Annotated in this window: 19 protein-coding genes and 1 riboswitch; of the genes, 1 reads left to right on the forward strand and 18 read right to left on the reverse strand. The window is 41.0% G+C overall.

Going from position 1 to position 22290, the window contains the following annotated elements; translation table 11 throughout:
* Nucleotides 1–19: 19 nt before the first annotated feature.
* The 16 genes from aroF to metA form a co-directional block, all read right to left on the reverse strand.
* Nucleotides 20–1078, reverse strand: a complete 1059-nt coding sequence (aroF, locus tag ACP8HI_RS16290) for a 3-deoxy-7-phosphoheptulonate synthase (protein ID WP_438347254.1) — start codon at nucleotides 1076–1078, stop codon at nucleotides 20–22.
* Nucleotides 1079–1384: 306 nt separating this feature from the next.
* Complete coding sequence (locus ACP8HI_RS16295) at nucleotides 1385–2341, reverse strand: 4-hydroxy-3-methylbut-2-enyl diphosphate reductase (protein ID WP_438347255.1); 957 nt, start codon at nucleotides 2339–2341, stop codon at nucleotides 1385–1387.
* Between the two features lie 44 nt (nucleotides 2342–2385).
* The gene (locus tag ACP8HI_RS16300) at nucleotides 2386–3846 is read right to left on the reverse strand and encodes a sensor histidine kinase (RefSeq protein ID WP_438347256.1); all 1461 of its coding nucleotides are present in this window, start codon (nucleotides 3844–3846) and stop codon (nucleotides 2386–2388) included.
* A 1-nt stretch (nucleotide 3847) separates the two neighbouring features.
* Nucleotides 3848–4537, reverse strand: a complete 690-nt coding sequence (locus ACP8HI_RS16305) for a response regulator transcription factor (protein WP_438347257.1) — start codon at nucleotides 4535–4537, stop codon at nucleotides 3848–3850.
* Nucleotides 4538–4645: 108 nt separating this feature from the next.
* Complete coding sequence (locus ACP8HI_RS16310) at nucleotides 4646–6217, reverse strand: S1C family serine protease (protein ID WP_438347258.1); 1572 nt, start codon at nucleotides 6215–6217, stop codon at nucleotides 4646–4648.
* A 158-nt stretch (nucleotides 6218–6375) separates the two neighbouring features.
* Nucleotides 6376–7026: a response regulator gene (locus ACP8HI_RS16315; RefSeq protein ID WP_438347259.1), complete on the reverse strand. Its 651-nt coding sequence runs from the start codon at nucleotides 7024–7026 to the stop codon at nucleotides 6376–6378.
* A 2-nt stretch (nucleotides 7027–7028) separates the two neighbouring features.
* Complete coding sequence (locus tag ACP8HI_RS16320; RefSeq protein ID WP_438347260.1) at nucleotides 7029–8087, reverse strand: histidine kinase; 1059 nt, start codon at nucleotides 8085–8087, stop codon at nucleotides 7029–7031.
* 4 nt (nucleotides 8088–8091) lie between these two features.
* Nucleotides 8092–9096 (reverse strand): cell wall-active antibiotics response protein LiaF, encoded by a 1005-nt coding sequence (gene liaF / locus ACP8HI_RS16325; RefSeq protein WP_438347261.1) that lies wholly within the window; start codon nucleotides 9094–9096, stop codon nucleotides 8092–8094.
* A gap of 172 nt (nucleotides 9097–9268) precedes the next feature.
* Nucleotides 9269–9466 (reverse strand): hypothetical protein, encoded by a 198-nt coding sequence (locus tag ACP8HI_RS16330; RefSeq protein ID WP_438347262.1) that lies wholly within the window; start codon nucleotides 9464–9466, stop codon nucleotides 9269–9271.
* Between the two features lie 148 nt (nucleotides 9467–9614).
* The gene (locus tag ACP8HI_RS16335) at nucleotides 9615–10328 is read right to left on the reverse strand and encodes a 3D domain-containing protein (RefSeq protein WP_438347263.1); all 714 of its coding nucleotides are present in this window, start codon (nucleotides 10326–10328) and stop codon (nucleotides 9615–9617) included.
* Nucleotides 10329–10466: 138 nt separating this feature from the next.
* Entirely contained in the window at nucleotides 10467–12407 is a 1941-nt protein-coding gene (gene thrS, locus ACP8HI_RS16340; RefSeq protein WP_438347264.1) for a threonine--tRNA ligase, read from the reverse strand.
* A 391-nt stretch (nucleotides 12408–12798) separates the two neighbouring features.
* Nucleotides 12799–13704: a sporulation protein YtxC gene (gene ytxC / locus ACP8HI_RS16345; protein ID WP_438347265.1), complete on the reverse strand. Its 906-nt coding sequence runs from the start codon at nucleotides 13702–13704 to the stop codon at nucleotides 12799–12801.
* Nucleotides 13705–13851: 147 nt separating this feature from the next.
* A complete protein-coding gene (gene mqnC, locus ACP8HI_RS16350) occupies nucleotides 13852–14985 on the reverse strand; it encodes a cyclic dehypoxanthinyl futalosine synthase (RefSeq protein ID WP_438347266.1) in 1134 nt (377 codons plus the stop codon).
* A gap of 119 nt (nucleotides 14986–15104) precedes the next feature.
* On the reverse strand, nucleotides 15105–16289 hold the full coding sequence (locus ACP8HI_RS16355; protein WP_438347267.1) for a trans-sulfuration enzyme family protein: 1185 nt from the start codon (nucleotides 16287–16289) through the stop codon (nucleotides 15105–15107).
* Between the two features lie 3 nt (nucleotides 16290–16292).
* Nucleotides 16293–17471, reverse strand: a complete 1179-nt coding sequence (locus tag ACP8HI_RS16360) for a PLP-dependent transferase (RefSeq protein ID WP_438351863.1) — start codon at nucleotides 17469–17471, stop codon at nucleotides 16293–16295.
* A gap of 20 nt (nucleotides 17472–17491) precedes the next feature.
* Nucleotides 17492–18427, reverse strand: a complete 936-nt coding sequence (gene metA / locus ACP8HI_RS16365) for a homoserine O-acetyltransferase MetA (RefSeq protein WP_438347268.1) — start codon at nucleotides 18425–18427, stop codon at nucleotides 17492–17494.
* Nucleotides 18428–18544: 117 nt separating this feature from the next.
* Nucleotides 18545–18672, reverse strand: a riboswitch (SAM riboswitch).
* A gap of 515 nt (nucleotides 18673–19187) precedes the next feature.
* Between metA and corA the strand changes: the two genes are divergently transcribed.
* On the forward strand, nucleotides 19188–20123 hold the full coding sequence (gene corA, locus ACP8HI_RS16370; RefSeq protein ID WP_438347269.1) for a magnesium/cobalt transporter CorA: 936 nt from the start codon (nucleotides 19188–19190) through the stop codon (nucleotides 20121–20123).
* A 66-nt stretch (nucleotides 20124–20189) separates the two neighbouring features.
* On the opposite strand, the gene ACP8HI_RS16375 is transcribed toward corA, so the two are convergent.
* Both ACP8HI_RS16375 and ACP8HI_RS16380 read right to left on the reverse strand, forming a co-directional pair.
* The gene (locus ACP8HI_RS16375) at nucleotides 20190–21203 is read right to left on the reverse strand and encodes an HRDC domain-containing protein (protein ID WP_438347270.1); all 1014 of its coding nucleotides are present in this window, start codon (nucleotides 21201–21203) and stop codon (nucleotides 20190–20192) included.
* 181 nt (nucleotides 21204–21384) lie between these two features.
* Nucleotides 21385–22266: an ROK family protein gene (locus tag ACP8HI_RS16380; RefSeq protein WP_438351864.1), complete on the reverse strand. Its 882-nt coding sequence runs from the start codon at nucleotides 22264–22266 to the stop codon at nucleotides 21385–21387.
* Between the last annotated feature and the right edge of the window lie 24 nt (nucleotides 22267–22290).

Consider the following 22290-nt stretch of genomic DNA (forward strand, 5'->3'; position numbering starts at 1 on the left):
CCAACGTGCAATATATTACTTATACTCTAGTAGAGAAAAACTCAGCAGGTGCTTTCTCTGTATTGAATGTTCTACCTACCAAAGGTGCTAGTTTCTCTAAATCCTTGAGCAACGCAGCAAATTGATCTGGGAATAGTGATTGTACACCATCACCTGTCATTGAATTATCAGGATCAGTATGCATTTCAACAATCAATCCGTTAGCGCCCGCAGCAATGGATGCCTTCGACATCGGCTCTACCAATTCACGTCGTCCAGTACCATGACTTGGATCTGAAATGACTGGAAGGTGACTCAATTGTTGCAATACTGGTATCGCTGCTAAATCAAGTGTATTTCGTGTATAGGATTCGAATGTTCTAATCCCACGTTCACAGAGCATAACATCAGGATTTCCTCCAGCAAGGATATACTCTGCAGCATTTAGTAATTCATCGTAAGTTGCACTGAAACCACGTTTAAGAAGAACGGGTTTACCACAAGTTCCTAGCTTGCGAAGTAAGTCGAAGTTCTGCATATTACGGGTTCCGATCTGTAAAATATCTGCATATTCAGCGCAGACATCAACATATTCTGGTGTCATCACTTCAGTAATCGTTAACAAACCATGTTTCTTCCCAGCTTCTTGCATCATAATAAGACCTTCTACTCCAACACCTTGAAAACTATACGGTCCTGTACGTGGTTTAAAGGCTCCACCTCTTAATACCTGACCTCCAGCAGCTTTGACTAATGCGGCTATTTCATCAATTTGTTCAGCTGATTCTACGGCACATGGGCCACCCATAATAACGATTTCTTTTCCGCCAATCTTTACACCATTAATGTCAATAATGGTGTCTTCGGGATGGAAATCACGGCTAGCTAATTTGTACGATTTAGAAATTTTGACTACATTCTCTACACCTGTCATCTGGCGTAAATGCTCGGCAAGCTTAGGATCAACAGTACCAATTAGACCAATCACAGTACGATCCGCTCCTTGAGATACATGCGCCTGTAGACCCTCTTTCTCAATGACCTTCACAATTTCCTGGATTTGTTCGCTTGGTGTTACATTTGACATAATAACGATCATAATTTTTATCATCCTTTCCTTATTTAAAGACAACAGACTTAACCCATTGCTTAGTTAGTGATTATTATTAATTTCGACTTATGGAGAATTACTTGATTATTTCTTCATTTACTTGTTAAATCATTCACTCTCTCACTTAGACGCTTACACGCTTTTAAGCTTTTATGCACTAAAGTAAATATACATCAAATCACTCTGCTCCGTCAAGACCAAAAGCGAAACAACTACTTTCTTTTATTATCAAAATAGGAGTTATCCTAAAAGGCTTTCTTGCCCCTTTAGAATAACTCCTTCATTCATCATCATTTAAGTGGTAGTTCCACTTTTCACTTTAACATTGGGTAGCAACTTTTTCATATTAACCGTTCGCTTGATTTCCCATGTATCCTGATTATTTGGGTCATACTGCTCCAAATAGGCTATAACTTCCTTCGTAATCGGTGTCGGTGTAGATGCACCCGATGTGACCGCAACCTTCGAGATTCCTTCAAGCCATTCCTGCTTAACTTCTGTCACATCGCTTACCCGATATGCTTTAACATTAGCAATTTCCTCAGACACTTGAGCAAGACGATTGGAATTATTACTCTTCGGATCTCCTACTACGATAAGAAGATCTGCTTGCCCAGCTTGTTCTACGACAGCTTCCTGACGCACTTGTGTCGCGAAACAAATTTCATTGTGCACTTCAGCAGTGGGGAATTTTTCTAACAACTTCTTCATGATATGTTTAATATCCCACTGGCTCATCGTCGTCTGATTCGTAATCACAATACGTGTCGTATTTAAATGAAGATCATCAATCTCTTCTTCTTTTTCAATGAGATGTACATGCTCAGGCGCAATACCAATGGCACCCTCTGGCTCAGGATGACCATCCTTGCCAATATAAATCACTTCAAAGCCATCGTTAACCTTTTCCTCGATAAGAACATGCGTCCTTGTTACATCTGGACAGGTGGCATCAACTGTTGTTAATCCTTTATCCCTAGCAATCTTACGCACTTCTGGTGACACTCCGTGAGCGGTAAATATGACAGTCCCGCTCTCTACCTTATCCAGTATATCAAGACGATTCGTACCATCTAATGTAATGATGCCATCATCTTCAAACGAATTCGTGACATGGCTATTATGGACAATCATGCCTAATATATATATAGGACGGGGAAGATCTAAGTTCTGAGCTGCTTTGCGAGCAAGAACCATGGCATCAACAACGCCATAACAATAACCTCTTGGAGAAATCTTAAGTACTTCCATGTTATTAACCTCTTTTCATAGACTTACCTTTTATCCATTATACCTCATTCCAAAGGGACATTAAAGATCATAGGCAACCAGATGATGAAAGTGCTCCCTTCATTAAGTTTCGTAACCACTTCAACGGAGCCATTCATTTCATCTATTATCCACTTCGCAATCGATAATCCTAGTCCAATACCTTCTGTTACACCTCGAGATTGATCAGCACGATAGAACCGTTCAAATATAAGCGGAACATCTTCCTTATCCATCCCAATCCCTGTATCCGCTATTCGTATCCCAATTTGGCCTTGATAACGAAATGCGTCCAGGGATACCTGTCCATTGGGAGTATATTTAAATGCATTTTCAATGAAAATGAACAGTACCTGTTGTAAATAATCTTTGTTTCCAAGCACATAAACCCCATTTAACGTGGATAAGTTTCCTATTATCCACTCTGCCTGATGAGGAAGAAACTGCGCACGCCGTGCAACCTCCTGAACTAATGGCTCAAGGGGTACTGGCGACTTCTCAAATGTCTGTCCTGTATCCGCTCGTGCTAATGAAAGCATGTCACTCACAAGTTGACTCATTCGTTTAGCTTCATCCGCAATGTCACTAAGCGCTTCGTTAGACATCAATCGCAATGTCCCTTCATCCATATTAGGACGATCGCCAGACTCCTCATCCCACACCTTTTGGAGTAAGTCAACGTTCCCTCGGATCGTCGTAAGCGGTGTTCTTAGTTCATGTGAAGCATCCGAGACGAATCTCCGCTGTGCCGCATAAGCATCTTCTAATTCCTTATAGAATCCATTCATACGACTAAGCATATTATTGACGGTTCCAATTAACTGACCTATTTCATCCTGAGGACCATTGTACTCAATCCGTAAGCTAAGATCTGCACCCTTCTGAATCCGATTGGCAGCCTCAATCACTTTACCTATAGGTCGAATGGATTTATGTGCAAGGAACAATCCCAAGCTCGAAGCAATAATGATCATGATCGCCGAGCCCATAACGAGTATACTCTGAAGTCCATTTAATAGGTTCTGTTCGGATCCTGTATAAGCAGCGATCTGGAGAAGACCAATGACAGCCCCTCCTTCAGCAATAATTGGCTCGTGATATACGAAGAATGGTTTACCTTGAATTTGGATATGACTTATACTTTTTATTATCTTTTCTGGATCGACTGACGGAATAGGAATCTCTATACCCAGTCCCTTCAAGTTTTGATCTGGTATATTTACTCCTTTATAATAATCGTGTATCTGTGCAAAGATCTGACTTTCCTGAATGTTACTTGGCCCTCTTTTAAACGTGAAGTCAAATGCTCCCGTTCCTATATCAACGATAATAGAAGGTTCAATTTTCTTCAGTTGCTGAGAAATTCGTTTCTCCACTTCATTGTATGTATTGAAGTAAATAACACCATAGATGGCAGAGCCGAATATGATCAGCGTTACCGCTAAAATCGCCGAATACCATGCAGTAAGTCGAAGTCGAATGGACATGTTATGTGTCTCCTCTTAGAATATACCCAGCTCCTCGGATAGTTTGAATAACCCGCTTACCTCCATGCTCCTCTACCTTTTGACGAAGCATGGCGATATACACTTCCAACACATTGGACTCACCGCTATAGTCATATCCCCATATCTTTTCCATGATCAAATCACGTGATAACACACGCTTCGGATTCTGCATAAATAGGTTCAGCAACTCAAATTCCTTCGCCGTTAATTCCAATCGAACACCTGCTCGTAGCACTTCTCTTGCATCCATATCCAATATAATATCTTCATAACTTAACTTCGGTTCTCCTTGTTCATTCAGTCCTGGTTTACGACGAAGTAATGCACGTACGCGAGCAAGGAGTTCTTCTAACGCAAATGGCTTAACTAAATAATCGTCTGCACCAAGATCTAATCCCTTTACCCGATGTTCAATCTCATCTTTGGCAGTCAGCATCAAGATAGGAACCTTACTCCCACCTTCACGAAGTCGTCGACACACTTCAAATCCATCCACTTTCGGCATCATAACATCCAATACAACAAGGTCAGGTTCACTGCTTAATAGAATATTCAATCCCTCTGCACCATTCATTGCTGTTACTACATCATATCCTTCAAAGGCTAATCCTCTACGCAACATAGAAATAATCTTCTCATCATCATCAATCAGTAAAATAGTCGAACGCATAAATTACAACCCCTTTATTATTAGAGAATAGGTATTCATTCATATTACTATTAAACCATATATAAATAGCGGAAGGAGAGTTTCCCTTCCGCTATTCGTTGTTCCAACTTATTTCCGAGTTGACGAAACTTCGAATCCGTTTTTATCCCCTATTGATACTGGGAGATCCATACTCTTACCATCTCTTACAATGTTAAGTGTGATTTCAGTATCTATTTCTTGTTTCAGAATGAAATCAATAAGATCTTGGCTTGCAGCATAGTTGGTACCATTGATTCCAGTTATGATATCATATGGACGTAGATCAGCTAAATAAGCCGGAGATTTATAGATGACTTCTGCAACTACCGATCCTTCTTTCACCGTTGTTTCCATTTGTTTCGCCACTTCTTCAGTCAGTGTAATTAAAGATGCACCTATGAAAGGAACTGGAGCTTTCGGAATTTCCTGATTATTCTCAAGTTTATCCAAGACTCCTTTAATAACCGTTGTCGGTATAGCGAACCCAATTCCTTGTGCATCTGCACTAACCGCAACATTCATCCCGATGACTTCACCACTCAGATTTAGAAGCGGTCCACCAGAGTTACCAGGATTTATAGAAGCATCTGTTTGTAGTAAATGCTCATATTTGCGAGTACCGCTACCATCTTCCTCAGCTATATCAATCGTACGTTCTTTTGCACTCAGCACACCCGATGTAACGGTATGATCAAAGCCTTGAGGATTACCGATTGCTACGAGACTCTCGCCAATGACAGCACGATCTGAATCTCCCAATGGAACAATCGGGAAATTATTATCTCCTTCAATCTTCAAAACTGCCAAATCAAGATCCTTACTTGATCCAAGCAACTTAGCTTCATAAGGCTTTGTAGTACCTTCTATTGTTACTTGTATCACGTCCGCACCATTAATAACATGTTGATTCGTCAAAATATATCCTTTTGCGTCATAGATAAATCCTGAACCAATACCATAGGCAATCAACTTATCTGAATCTGATTGCGATTCCGATTGTGAGGATGAACCTCCATCATTGTTTCTGCTATTCCCCCCGAATTGATCACCAAAGAAATAGGAGAAAGGATCATTGGAATATGGATTAGTCTGTTTCACATTTCCAGACTTCACAAATGTTGCAATCTTCACAACTGCAGGACTCGCTTCTTTAAATACCGTTGAGACATTTCCAGAATTCGTTAAAGGTAATGATGTTGCCACAGCTGTATTCGATTCAACTGAAGCAGTCACCGCTATTGGCGTATCCGGTGTGAACAAGTTCATTCTATCAGCTGTAAACATTAAAGACGTAATCACAACCATACCCGCTAAGAAGGATACCAATATCGTTTTAACCGAGCTTTTTGGCTTTTGACTATACTGCCAGTTACCATTTCCGCCAGAACCATTATTGTTATTACCCCCATCTCGGAAATTCCGCGATGTATCTACAGGTAAGTTACGAAGTGGTTGTGGTTGAGTAATCTCTACTTCTTCCCGTTGCCCATGATCATTGGAATCTGCATTATTCTTTAACGCGCTATCTTTACCTATAGATTGAAAGGGCCCATAGGAATAATAATATGAAGAACCTGATTCTGAAGACTCATTACCTTTTGTCATTTCTCTATCCAATTCGTCGTCCAACTGTCCAAATTTATTATCGCGTTCGTCCATGTTTTGTTACCTCCTATACCCTAATCTTACTGTTTACTGTTGTAAGCGGGATATTATTTAACTGTTCTTATCATGTACTATGAACCTTAAAGTCACATTAAAAACAATATAAAGAGAGATAAAACATATTCGAACGGTCTCATGTATTTCCTTTACATCTAAACCAATCCTTTTCGATGAGCATAAATGGCAAGTTGCGTACGATCGTCCAATTCGCATTTCATTAACAAGTTACTAACATGCGTTTTCACCGTCTTAATGCTAATATGTAGTTCTTCACCAATGTCTTTGTTACTTTTCCCTTCAGCTATTAGGAGAAGCACTTCTTTCTCACGCTCTGTAAGATTAGAGGAATCTGCTTCAACCATCCGCTTACGAATCCCACGGGTTAGAGCTTGGGAGACATCCCCTGTCATGACTGGCATGCCCCGAAATGCACCTTGTAACGCATAAATCAGTTCATCTGCTGATACAGTCTTCAGCACATAACTAACCGCTCCCGCTTCGATGGCATCCACCACTAGATTATCCTCAAGGAAACTAGTTAATATAACAATTTTCATCTGAGGATATTCTTTCATGACCACTTTGGTCGTCTCGGCACCATTCATAATAGGCATCATTAGATCCATCAATATTAAATCGGGCGGACTTTCTGATAATTCATTTCTCAACATTCCGAGAACATCTTGACCGTCCTTCGCTTCACCAATCACTTCGAATCTGGGTTCTAGCATTAAATATGTCTTCAGACCCATTCTGACCATATCATGATCATCTACAAGCAGTATCCTAATCTTGTCTTCCATACTTATAGTTCCCCCTCAAAAATATCGTCATCAAGTTCATGTTCCAATGGTGTAAATTTAGGTATATGTACCCGAATCGTTGTCCCTGCACCTTCCTTACTAATAATCTCTACTTGCCCACCCAGCTTCTCCGCTCTCTCTCGCATCGTCATAAGCCCATAAGAACCTTGCTTCTGTACGCCACCATTAAAGCCCCGACCATCGTCACTAAGACTGAGCACGACCTGATGTGTTCCCTCACGTAATGACATGCTCACTAATCCCGCATGTGCATGCTTCACAATATTAGCCATCGCCTCTTGAATAATAAGGAATAGTTGATGCTCAATAGCTTCCGACATATTCCCTTGCATTTCAAGCTCCTTCATCCCCTTTAGCCCATTCTGACGACAATAATCCGGGAACCATTTCTCCAATGCCTCTGCAAGACTCTTACCTTCAAGTTCTACGGGACGCAGTTGAGCAATGAGTGCGCGCATTTGCTTCTGTGCCATATGTGACATTTCGATGAGCTGTGACAGTACAAGCTTACCCTGCTCTTCGTTCTGGACTAATACTTTGGGAAGAGCAGAGGCGGACATATGTATGGCGAATAGCTGTTGGCTCACCGTGTCATGAAGATCTCTAGCCATCCTGCGACGCTCTTCAATGACAGCATTCTCTGCTGCTTTCTCCTTCTCCATCACTTCTTGTGCTCCTAATCGTTGCAGTAACTTCATCTTTTTCTCCACAGCATCCATCATCGTGTTAAATTCGTGATATACGCGTGCAAAGGATTGATCCTCCGCAAGTGGCATCCGCACAGATAAGTTGCCCTTAGCCACCTGCAGCATATTAAGATCCAGAACATCAATTCCCCGCTGAATGCGTTGCCCTGCCATATAACCTATGACAACAGTAAACACAATGATTCCAAGTGAATAATATACCCACATCACTGAGTTCTTTATCTCAATATATCCCAAATAACTCCCAGCATAGATAACTCCAGCCATCACAACACCGCTCAGCAAGAAATATAGCAACAACAACCATTTTGTACTCTTAATTATCTTCAGCATTTGCTTAAGTTACCGTATTCACTTTAATATCACCAATAAAAGCACTAACATTAATAATTATTTTTTTATTAGCTTCCTTGAAATATGGGGTTGTGGATGAAATATTGCTAATAAATCCACTCTTAGATTCAGATAGTATGGTCATATCTCCTATGAAGGAACTGGCATTAATTTTGAAACCTAAATCCATGTCATCAGGAACATAGATCTTGATATCTCCAATGAACGCTGAAATATTGATCTTAGTCTTACCATAAGGAATTTGAGCTTTCGTTAGATCAAGTACCGTGTCTCCAATAAACTGAGAGATATTAGTAGGCTTCAGCTCGAAATACTCCCGTCCCATATGTGTATCACCAATAAATGTGGACTTGTTAATCTTCTCACCGTCACCATAATTCTCTTTCGAATGATGTCTTCTCTGTCTATCGTCATAGGAATTTCCCTTCTCATTGTTATTGAAACCTTCTACTTCATCGGAATCTAAACTTTTCTTGCTTCCAAAAGACATACCGAATTTCTCTTCAAATTGCTTATCTAATGTCGATTGAGATTCTCCGTTCGGCAAATCCGATAAATTAGGTAAACTAGGTAATTCAGAAGGCTCCTGTGGTTGCACATTCGGGTCGATCGTAGATTTCATCTTCTTCCCCGAAATAGAATGACGGCGTTGCGGTTTAAATATAACGAATAAACCCGCCAAAATTAAAAATCCAGGAACAAGGAACTTAAAAAAATCACCTGGAGTCAAGATTACCCAATCTAATGCACGTGCTTGAAAATAACCTCCAATAGCAATGAGTATGAAACCTCCTAAAAAGGAACTCCCTTCATTACGTAACGTTAATATATTTTTTATACCTGCATATATTAATATCAGCGGCCAATACGTAGAAATAATAGATCCAATGCTAATATCCACTATATTCATTTGTTGAAGGAGAAATATTACTCCTATCCCGATAAGAACTACCCCACCGAAACATCGATCAACCCATCCCTTTTTCATATTCAGATCCCCTTTTCCTCATTTATTATTCTAAGTGTACAACAGACCCTTTATTTCGGATACATGCGCTAGAATGATATTCACTCGGTCTAGAGGATGAGATAGCTGAACTGAAACAATGCCCCCACCGCTTTAACGGTGGGGGCATTTGTTGGATTTCTCTTAACCATCATTACTCTTTAGATTCAAACTCCGCATTAAACTTTTCATTTGGAGTTTTGTAGTTTTCTTGAACTTTATTCTTCTTCTCAATTTGACCAGTTTCCTCGGCAAATTCAGCGTTAAACTTTTCATTCGGTGTTTTATAATTTTCTTGCACTTTCTTTTGTTTTGAATTAAAATTTTGATTTTGGTTTTGGTTTTTTTCCACGAGTTTCCACCTCCTCATCATCTCTGCCTATCGACAAGTTGAATTGGGACCACATCTTATCCCATTCATTAGTATGTCATTCGCTCAGAAATTTATGCAGAGGAGTTAACGCCAACATGAATCCATATACGACAAGCTTAGGAACCCGTCAAATAGCTTCTTCTAGCACAAAGGCTGGCAGTGATTTATAGGTCTCAATCGCTGCACCAAGTCTCTGCAACATCTGCTCAGTACACTTGCCATTCCCACGTTTGATGACCTGTACGCTAACGTCTTTCTTCCCCCATTCTTTATACACCTGCTTCGTTGTCGCAAAATACAAATCAATCTTGTCTCCTTTGATAGCAGAGCCTGTATCGGCAACAATTCCGTAGCCATATCCTGGGATATATAGAACGCTTCCTAATGGAAATACTTTGGGATCAGCAGCAATTGTGGATACCTTATTTTTATTCCGTTGCACCTTCACACCTGAATACGTAATCCCATATTGCGGGTGGTTCGGTTTTTTACCCGTTGATTCATAGCCCGCAGTGTAACCAGTCGCCACTACCTTAACCGTTCGGATGACTTGCTCTTGGCTAGGTGCCGATACTGCGAGCGACTTATCCCCTGTTGTATTTCCTGAATTTATCTTAACATTCTTCACGTTATTGGTTTGCGTGTGAATGTTCTTCAAGTTAGCATCATTCTTCATTTGGTGACTATAATACATCTGTTGCTGATAACATGTATTTGCAGGTATTCCCAACTCATTACAATCTGTGAAACTCATCGAAGCATATAACTTATTTCCCCCATCAATTATACTTAACAAAAAAACACATAACAAAATCCTCTGCCATGTTCTTACCTGATTCATATGAAAATCTCCCCCTTACTATCGAGGGTTCCCACATGAACAGATAAGTATACATGATGGATTGGCAAGCCATTGTCGCTTAGGCTTATCAATCCATCCTATGACAGAGGATGATATATGAATAATTGTTATTTACTATTATGAAATTCGGTGATTATCAATTTCATCCTTCAGTATGGAGATAACCTCATCAAGAGACTTGACTCCGATATCGCCTTCTCCACGTTTACGAACTGAAACAGCGCCACTTGTCATTTCATTCTCACCTACTACGAACATATATGGAATTTTCTCTAGTTGGCTTTCACGAATTTTGTAACCAAGCTTTTCATTACGTAAGTCAGCTTCAACTGAAATACCGCTAAGTTTCAGCTTGTCTACAACCTCATTCGCATAATCTTCAAAAGCACCAGATACCGGAATAACCTTTACCTGAACCGGAGATAACCAAAGCGGTAATGCACCCGCAAAGTTCTCCAATAAGAATGCTGTCATACGTTCCATAGTTCCAAGAATACCGCGGTGAATAACGACTGGACGATGTTTCTGTCCATCATCCCCTACATATTCTAATTCGAAGCGCTCTGGCAACAGAACATCTATTTGTGTCGTAGATAATGTCTCTTCCTTACCTAAAGCTGTCTTCACCTGTACATCCAGTTTAGGTCCGTAGAACGCAGCTTCACCTATTGCTTCAAAGAATGGCAGCCCCATCTCTTCAACGACTTCACGGAGAATACGTTGCGTATTTTCCCACATCGCGTCATCTGGCCAATATTTCTCTGCATCCTGGGGATCTCTATATGACAATCTGAACCGATATTCCTTGATTCCAAAATCCTCATATACCTTTTGAATCAGTGTAACGACACGTTTGAACTCTTCTTTGATCTGATCCGGACGACAGAAGATATGGGCGTCATTCAACGTCATAGAGCGTACACGGTGCAGACCTGTTAGTGCACCAGACATTTCATATCGATGCTGCGTACCAAGCTCCGCAATTCGAATCGGCAGATCACGATAGCTGTGCATATCACTCTTATATATCATCATATGATGCGGGCAATTCATTGGACGGAGTACCAATTCCTCGTTATCTAGCACCATTACAGGGAACATATCCTCTTGGTAGTGCTCCCAATGACCCGAAGTTTTATAAAGATCCACATTACCTAATACCGGAGTATAGACATGTTGATATCCTAGACTTTCTTCCATATCCACAATATAGCGCTCTAGCGTCCGGCGTAATTTAGCACCTTTTGGCAACCACATTGGAAGACCTTGACCCACCAATGAAGAGAATGTGAAGATTTTTAATTCTTTCCCTAATTTACGATGATCGCGTTTCTTCGCTTCTTCTAAGAAATGCAAGTACTCATCCAATTGCGCCTTTTTAGGAAAGACCGTTCCATAGATCCGTTGAAGCATCTTGTTCTTGCTGTCACCGCGCCAATATGCACCAGCAACACTCATTAATTTAAATACTTTAATCTTTCCTGTTGATGGAAGATGTGGTCCACGGCAAAGATCGAAAAACTCACCTTGATCGTACATCGAAATGATGCTGTCTTCAGGAAGATTATTAATTAGTTCAATCTTATACGGATCAGCAAGTTCACCGAAAATTTGCAAAGCTTCTTCACGACTAACTTCTCTGCGGGTAATTGGTAAGTTTGCACCGATGATACGTTCCATTTCTTTCTCAATTTTCTGCAGATCTTCTGGATTAAGAGAATGCTCTAAATCCATGTCGTAATAGAATCCATCCTCAATGACTGGACCTATTCCTAGCTGTACCTCTTTATTGCCGAATAAACGCTTCACAGCTTGGGCCATCACATGCGCCGTACTATGACGCATAACCTCAATACCTTCTTGCGAATCTAACGTCACTATTTCGATGAGCGCGCCTTCTTCTAACACCGTGGATAAATCCACCACAACACCATTCAATTTACCGGCTACAGCATTCTTCTTCAGACCGCTACTTATTGATGCCGCTACATCTTCAATACTACTGCCTTCTGCGTATTCCCGAACCGAACCGTCCGGTAATTTGATGCTTACTGCCATTTCAATTCCTCCTAGTTTCTTTCTATGTTTATGGGAGGGCAACACAAAAAACACCCGTCCCGGTCAAGGGACGAGTGTTATCACCCGTGGTTCCACCCTAATTTAACAGTTGAATATACATTCTCACTTACAAAAATTGAATGTAAAATCATGTCCTTCATCAGCATTATATAACGGTAATGACCCGGCGCTTCTTACTGTTCCCCTGATGACACAATGGAGAAGTTCATAATCGCAGCTACAAAGGGGTAAACCAACGTCGGTTACTGAAGGGAATTACAGCCTATGTTCCCTCTCTCTGAACAGCCCATATTACGATGGTTCATGTCTTTCTCAACGCTATTAGTGAATTTAACAGTAATTATAGTTCTAGCTGATACTACTCGTCAAGTTAAATCTTCTCTTTCTCCCTAAAGAAAGCATGACATTTGGGACAATAGTGACATATCTCTACTCTTTTCTCAAAAATCTGCAGTATCGTCTTCACAGCTGGCATTTGCACATCACGCGTATGGATAATTAATTTAGCCGGTGAAACAGATATAAGCGTACTGACTACAGCATCATCCATTTCCATATCCTGCTGATTAATTCTTTCTACGTAGACAGCATCATCACTCTCACAAGCCAATGAATTCATTTTCTCGTCAAACAGCAACAGTTCCCGCCCGCCCTTATGAACAACATGAGCTAATGGAATTTGTGGTTCTTGGAAGTACACGAAATATTTAAGAAGACCGACAAACTCTTCATACTGTTGATCGACCAAAAATTCATCTACCGCATACTCTACAACTTCCCTCAGTTCTTTACCATATTCCTGAAGCCGAAAGGAAATAAATCCATCTATATTTAACTCATTGCTTTCAAGTAGACATTTCTGTACACCCTTCGCCAACATTACATAACGCCGATTCCAAGATGGATTCGGTGAATCTTTTCCTTTCTCTAATAAAGCTATACAATGCTCAATCATTGGCTCAGATTCCTCTTTCTCAGAGAAATTAAATTCATTCCGAATCAAGGATCTGATTATATGTTGTTCCTTTATTTCTAGAACGAGTTCCGCAGTAGCCCTTGCAACTAACTGATAAATGAAGAGCAGGCTGTCACCTTTGAATGATCTCTGCTCATTTCCCATGCAATGCCAATATGAAGTCCCATCATCTGAAACACAAGTCAAATGTAATGATTTGTATTTTTTATGTAGTTCTTCATTTACTCTCGATACTATTCGTTGGAATGCCATTTCTTCTTCTGATGTCACTGTCGTAGCTGATATGCTGAATATCATCATGGAGATCACTCCTTTCGTTATCCTTGTTAAGTATATGGTCCCTGAACAGAGGATATACGGAAGGGGTTAGTGGAAAACAAGCTAACATTTCTCAAGTACAGGAAAACCCCACTTTCACTTGGAAAATGGGGTGGTATTTAACATCTATTAATTTTGCATAACGAAATCACGATCGACGACAGAACCTTCTTCATATACTTTCAAAATATCATATCTCGTATTACGTTGTGCTGGTGTTTTACCTGCCTCGCGAATAAGTCCAATAATAGATTCAATATTAACTTTATACACTGCGCCTGCGGAGGAGACAACATTCTCTTCCATCATCGTACTACCGAAATCATTACATCCGTAGCTCAAAGATAATTTACCTATCTCTGGACCCATGGTCACCCATGAGGACTGCAAATTCGGTACATTGTCGAGTAGAATACGACCAACTGCTACAGTCTTGAGATAAGCCTCAGGTGTCTCGCGTTCACGCACGAAATTTGTATTATCCGGTTGGAAAGTAAATGGAATGAATGCCGTAAATCCTTTGGAGTTATACTTGTTCTGAATACATTCATCTTGTGCATCACGGATGCGCATCATATGCAGAGCTCTCTCTTCCATCGTTTCACCAAATCCGATAACCATCGTGGCACTCGTATTCATTCCTTGCTTATGCGCAGCCTGCATCACATCCATCCAATCGCGCCAAGTCCCTTTTAGCCGGCTAATCTTCTTACGAATACGATCATCAAGAATTTCAGCACCACCGCCAGGTAACGAGTCAAGACCAGCTTCATGAAGCTCACGAACGACTTCTTCTAGACTCAATCCAGAAACCTCCTGCATTTTGCGAATTTCCGCAGGGGAGAAGGAATGCATTGTAATATCAGGGAAACGTTGTTTAATCGCTCTAAGTAAGTCTGTATAATAGCTGAACGGAAGATCTGGGTTCGTTCCACCTTGCATCAGAATCTCGGTACCTCGAACATCCACAGTTTCTTGAATCTTCTGGAATATCGTCTCATCTGACAACACATAGCCCTCACTTGAACCTGGCGGTCTATAGAACGCACAGAACCGACAATAGGTATCGCAAAAGTTGGTATAGTTAATATTGCGCCCTATAACAAAGGTTGTGATCGGCTCAGGATGTATACGTCTCATGAGAATATCTGCGGTATGCCCTAGTTTCTCAATCTCATCACTTTCAAACAATCTAACGCCTTCTTCGAGGTTTAGTCGCTCTCCTCGTACTGCTTTATCTAATATACGGTCCACCGTATTCATAAAGGAAGCCTCCCTTAATTTCAGTTCTTGTTACATTCACTCTCTTACTTTTACATTTCTTTATATTAACATATTACTACCATGAAAAAACAGCATCGTCAAAAACGATGCCGTTTTTATTAGTTCTCCTGAAGTGCTTGATTGAGATCTGCGATCAAATCATCAATATGTTCAAGACCAACAGAGAAACGGAGAAGCCCATCCGTTATGCCCCGTTCAGCGCGAACTTCGATTGGCATAGCAGCATGTGACATCATTGCTGGATAGGAAAGTATACTTTCAACAGCACCAAGGCTTACTGCAACTAGCGGTAACTGAACTTTGTTAAGGACTTTCTTCGCCCGTTCCCCTGAACCAACATCAAAGGATACCAATGCTCCATATCCTGTGGACTGTTTCTCATGAATTTCACGACCCGGATGACCCGGTAATCCCGGATAGAAGACATTGGTAATATCCGTTCTTTCACTTAGCCAAGTCGCCAATATACCTGCGCTGATTTCACTTTGCTTCATCCGTGCTTCTAGCGTCTTCATTCCCCGAATAACAAGCCACGAATCCTGTGGACCTAGCACTGTACCGAGACCATTCTGAAGTTGTTTCAACTGACGTCCAATAGCATCCGTTCTAGCAACAGCAAGCCCGGCTAGCACATCACTATGTCCACTTAGAAACTTAGTAGCACTATGGAGTACAATATCAACTCCCATTTCAATGGGACGTTGATAGTAAGGGGTCATAAAAGTATTATCCAGTATTGTTAAAAGATCATGCTCTTTCGCCCAGTTCGTGACCTCTGCTATATCCGTAATCTTCAATGTTGGATTAGACGGTGTCTCCATATATACAGCCTTCGTATTGGGCTTAAGTGCGTTCTTCACCTGCTCGATATCAGTCATATCTACAAACGTACTCTCAATTCCGTGTCTATTCAGAATACTTGTTAAGAGACGATAGGTTCCACCGTATACATCCTCCGTAACAATCATGTGATCGCCAGATGACAGCATCATAAATGTACTTGAAATGGCTGCCATCCCTGAAGCATAAGCAAATCCACGTACTCCGCCCTCCAATAGAGCGATATAATCTTCTAAAGCTTGCCGTGTCGGGTTGCCTGAGCGACTATAATCATACTCCGGCGGATTATAGATATCTTCATGATGAAATGTTGAAGCCTGATAGATTGGAACACTTGATGCCCCTGTCGTACGATCTATTTCAGATCCGAAATGAAGCAATCGAGTTGCAAAATTCAAGTTCTTCAACGAACGTTCTTTCCCCGATTCTTGTTGATCACTCATGCCTTATTCTCCCCCTTCAATTTCTTGACGGGCAGCCTCTAAAGCCCCGCCAAGATCAGCAATCAAATCTTCCACATGTTCTATGCCCACAGAGAATCGAAGTAGACGATCATCTACACCAATAGCTTCGCGAATTTCAAGTGGAATGTCAGCATGTGTTTGTACTGCAGGATAAGTCATCAGTGACTCAACACCACCTAAACTTTCCGCAAAAGCAATTAATTTAATATGTCTAAGGATCGGTTCCACATAACGGGCATCCTTTACTTTAAAGGAGAAGATACCTGTATTCCCACTACATTGTTCTTCTTGAATAGCTCGTCCAGGATGATCCTTCAGATAGGGATGAAATACTTCTGCTATAGCAGAATGAGTAGTTAAGTACTCCGCTATGGCAATCGCATTACTCTCATGACGTTCCATACGAAGTGCTAACGTCTTCATTCCCCGCATTAATTGGTAGGAATCTGAGGGTCCAAGAACCGCACCCATCGAATTATGAAGGAAGAACATCTCCTCCGATAATTCCTTCCCTTTAGTAATAATCAGTCCTGCCAATACATCATTATGCCCGCCTAGATACTTCGTTGCACTATGAACAACGATATCCGCTCCTAATTCCAATGGACGTTGGAATAACGGCGTCATCAAAGTATTGTCAACAACTGTGATTAATTGATGCTGACGTGCCCATGAACAGACCGCACGAATATCTGTAATCATCATAAGTGGATTCGTTGGAGTTTCAATAAAGACTGCTTTCGTATTCGGGCGTCTATGACTCTCCAACGCATCCAAATCATTCGTATCCACATAGGAGGCACTAACGCCGTATTTAGAAAGAACCCGTTCCAATAGCCGGTACGTTCCTCCATATAAATCTAAAGAGACGATGAGATGGTCGCCTTGACCAAACATAGCAAAAACCGTCTGTAATGCTGCCATTCCTGAACTACAGGCAAATCCAGCATCACCTGATTCCAACTCTGCGGAGGCGTCCTCCAGCACCTTACGTGTCGGATTCTTAGTACGTGAATAATCAAATCCAGTACTCTTCCCTAATTGGGGATGACGAAAAGCTGTCGCTTGATAGATCGGAAAATTAACAGCTCCAGTGACTGGTTCTTCAACCGAACCGATCTGTGCTAGCCTACTCTCGATCCTTAACCCTTTCTTCTCCATATCCAATTTCTCCTCATCCATTATATTTGTGGCCATATTTCCTTTGTTTCTCCAATATCATAAGGCGTTTCTTGATATACATAATAATTCAGCCAATTTGCAAACAGTAAATTAGCATGCGACCGCCAGGTCGAAGGGGGTATACGATCGGGATCATCATTTGGATAATAGTTGCTTGGAATTTTAATATCCATCCCTTTGGAAATATCTCTTTCGTATTCCCATCTCAATGAGAAAGGATCATATTCAGAATGACCTGAAACAAAGATCTGTTTGCCATCTTTCGTCGCAACGAGATAAATACCTGCCTCTTCTGATTCGGACAGTATTTCAAGTTCCTGAACAGCCTCTATATCTTTGCGTCGAACTTCCGTATGCCGAGAGTGTGGAGCATGAAACATTTCATCAAATCCCCTTAGCAACTTTACATTCGGCTGATTAATCGTGTGTTGGAATACACCAAATATTTTCTCATCCATATCCCATTTCGGAATACCAAAGTGATGGTATAGCCCTGCTTGAGCTGCCCAACAGATGTGTAGCGTTGATGTGACATGGGTCTTACTCCACTCAAATATCTCCAGCAATTCATCCCAATAGTTCACATCTTCAAATTCCATCTTCTCAACGGGCGCTCCAGTAATAATCAGACCATCAAACCGGCTATTCTTCACTTCTTCAAACGTTTTATAAAATGCTCTTAGATATTCCTCGGACGTGTTCTTGGATACATGAGAGTCTGGATGTAGCAATACAATGTCCACTTGAAGTGGTGAGTTCCCAAGCAAACGGAGCAACTGTGTCTCCGTCGTTTCCTTAGTAGGCATCAAGTTAAGAATTGCAATACGTAGGGGACGGATATCTTGCTGGTATGCAAGACTCTCATCCATGACAAATATGTTCTCTCCTGTGAGAATTTCTTTTGCTGGTAACGCGTCTGGAATCTTAATTGGCATGCTAATTTCACTCCTTTGGCGAAAAGCCTCTCATCTATTATTGCTAACAAAAAAATGACCTTATTCCATAGGAAAAAATCCATAGGAGAAAGGTCATCATCGTTAATCTATGCGCCCTTCTCATCTCTCAAGAAGGATTGGCTTGGAACTTCAGCTAATCTTCCTGCAAGAATTAGCACCGTGCGTTATTCACGCCGGTTGCCGGGTTTCATCGGGCCTGTCCCTCCACCTGCTCTTGATAAGAAAAAACTCTTTAATTAGTCACTTATAACGGTTAACAATCTTAACGGATAAGATTATTCATCGTTAGCTTGCTAATTAGTGTTATTCAATTGTAGTTCGTTGTACATCATTGAAAATTTTGGATATGATCATTATTATACATGTTTTATTTACTTTCGCAAGATGAGAGTCATTTTCACGTCCTTTCCATATGCTATACATAAAAGAGGTTGGTTCCTTTTTTTCTTCTTGAAAGGATGTTTACGGGCAGTTATACTAGACAAGTGTTATAACCAAATCATGAAGAAGAGGTGAGATGGAAGATGGACGGTGACCCGAGGCCCAAGCTCATTGGACTTGAAATGAAATTGCATAGGATTTGTACCAGCCAGTTGATAAGGGGAGCTAATCATTCTTTCCATGCTCGATAATTAACTCCTCTTACAGTAGATCTACTACATCGACAACGCTGATCTCTTTCCTTTGCGTATAATTTACGTTACCTATGGAAAATCATGGGATGAAGGAGTGAACCTAGATGAAAATTCGGTTAGTTAATTCAGGGGTGTTTACCCCTATTGATGATATTCAAACAACGCTTAGTCCCCCAAAGGATGGATTCTACTGGATCGATGCTGATTCAGCAGATCTACCCATTCTACAACCTCTCTTTTCTTTACATGACTTAGCTGTAGAGGATTGCCTTAGCGAAGAAGAACAGCGCCCCAAGATCGAAATATATGAAGACCACTATTTCATCGTAGTCAACAGCATTCGATTCGATGATGAGGAAATATTTCTGCGTGGACTTAGCGTGTTCTTAGGGAGAAATTATATTATTACAATTACGAATCAAAAGATAAATGAACTCCGCGTGCTCAAACCTATCCTTTGGGAACAAGAGGTTAGCGAACCAGACCGATTCTTATATCTACTCATTGACTTAGTTGTCAATAACTACTTTACTGTAGGTGACCGAATCGAAGCCAAAATCGAAAAATTAGAAGAAGATATTCTTATGCACACTAAGAAATCTCATTTGATTGAGATTATCGGACTTCGCAGTGAAATATTATGGCTGAAGAAAGTTCTTGGACCGCAGAAGGAAGTCATTAATATTCTCAATAAGAAGGACCTTCGACTGATCGATGATCAGTTACAGAAGTATTTTAGCGACATTCATGAAAATGCAGTGAAAATCGCGGAAACCTTTGAAACCTATCGCGATCTCATGGGCAACTTACGTGAAGCATATCAGTCCAGTATTGACAATCGCGCGAATGAAATCATGAGAGTACTCACGGCAATTACCATCATCTTCATGCCCTTAACACTGATTACTGGTATCTTCGGTATGAACTTCGTCAATATGCCTGAACTCGATTTGAAATATGGTTACTATGTAGTCCTCGGTTTTATGGTCGTTTTGGGTTTTGGAATGTTCTATATGTTCCGCAAAAAGGATTGGATCTAATCCATTCGCAAAAGGACGAAAGAATCTCTCCATTCAGAGATTTCTTCGTCCTTTTGTGTAACATGTTCAGCTGACGCTTCGTCTCATGACCTTATTTCGTCTAAATTGAATACGAATCATTCGTATATGTTCATATAATGTGTCTATATTTCCTTTGCCAACTAAATCTTTATCTTCGCCATATACCCTCTGAAGAATCGGTTTCAACAAGGAATCGCCTAGTTCTTCAAATGCTGACCAAATCGTCGTCTGCTCTTCACTGGTCATATCTTTGAGTTCACTTTGTAGCAATGGCTCCGTATCATATCCCAACTTCTCCAGTTCCTCCAACGCTTCGACAATTTCTTTGCGTGAAGACTCACAATCTCGTTCTAACTGCTCTAAGTTCTTCCCTTCCGATATACCTATCATGAGAGCACTATGCATTCTAAACTGATTAAGCTCTTGTTTGTACTTCTGTTCCTTCTGCTTAAATACCCAAGCCCTGTATACCTCTTCCTTTAATTCAGCATACACCCAATTCAAAGGGAAGGTATGGTTGCGTTCTACTTTAGCCGTTATCTCAATAATATCAGCGCCGTACTGACTTGCTTTGTTCTGACCCACTCCTGGGAGCTGCAACAATTCATCCACATGCTGGGGAATATAAGCACTGATTAATCGCAGTAACTTATTACTCGCAATAAAATAGGGGGCCTTATGCTCAGAAGCCGCTCTCCTACGTCTCCATGTACATAATTCAGCATATACATCCTCCTCTGAATGAAGTTCACTATAGCAATATAGCTTCTGAACTGTCTGTCCACGCAATGGGGTCTCCTCGTCTTCATGAAATACACCCTCTATAATGGGGCGATACCCCTCACCTAGCTTAATTGCAAGATCATGACGATAAATACAGAGTAGCTCATTCCATGAAACACCTTCATACCATGAAACATCATTGAACTCCCCGTCTATCAAGAAGTCCCTCCATCCGAGATGCCAGATCCCTTCCTCTTCGCCAATCCATACTTGTGCAGCAAACTCATCATCACTTCCAGAAGCCTTTATCAAACGATTCATAAATACAATCTGCATCTTTAACATTCCTCCCATCATTTCAGCACAACACACAGAAACATAAAAAAGCACCCCTCTTACAATAAAGTAAGAGAGGTGCTTCCTCAGTCGAATCATGTTATCCTGTTGTTACTATAATACCATATGCTACCATTACGTCAATCATATTATAGAGGTTGTTCAAAAAGTCATCTTTTGATCAAGCTTCCTCGATCGCTAGCCTTGCAAGTGCTAATGCACCACTTAGTCCGGCATTGTCACCTAATTGAGGAGTGACGATATATTGCTCTATGTCATTATAGATGGCTGAATGCTGGACATAACCATTCAACAGACTACGAAGCTCACGATGAATAAGTGGATAGAGCTGTTGTTGCTTCATAACTCCACCGCCCATAATGATCTTTTGCGGAGATAATATCAATATATAATTCATCAATGCTTGTGCTAAATAATAGGCTTGCATCTCCCACGCTGGATGATCAGTACCCAATTCAACACCTTGTGACCCCCAACGGCGACTGATGGCAGGTCCTGCTGCCAAGCCCTCTAAGCAATCAGCGTGATAAGGACATGTACCCTCATAGGAATCTTCAGGATGACGGCGAACGATGATATGTCCCATCTCAGGATGTGATAGTCCATGTAGCATTTGCCCATTAACGACAGCACCAGCCCCGATACCTGTCCCAACAGTAATATACATACAGCTATTCAAGCCTTGTCCAGCACCCCATAAATGTTCACCTAGTGCTGCTCCGTTCACATCCGTATCAAATCCAATAGGTACATTAAACTTTGATTTCATATGTCCAACAATATTGTACTGACTCCAATGCGGTTTAGGCGTAGTCGTGATATAACCATAAGTAGGGCTCCCCTTAATAGGATCAATCGGTCCGAAAGAACCCACTCCAATGGCCTCTACTTCTTTACCTGCGAAAAAAGATTCCACTTGAGCCATCGTTTCATCTGGCGTCGTTGTCGGAAAACTGATTCTTTCTTCTATTTGTCCATCCTTCGTACCTATTCCACAGACGAATTTAGTGCCACCTGCTTCAATCGCTCCTAACAAACCCATCATATAACATCCCCTTCTAATAAG

The organism is Paenibacillus sp. FA6, from assembly GCF_051550225.1.
Taxonomy (GTDB): domain Bacteria; phylum Bacillota; class Bacilli; order Paenibacillales; family Paenibacillaceae; genus Paenibacillus_AQ.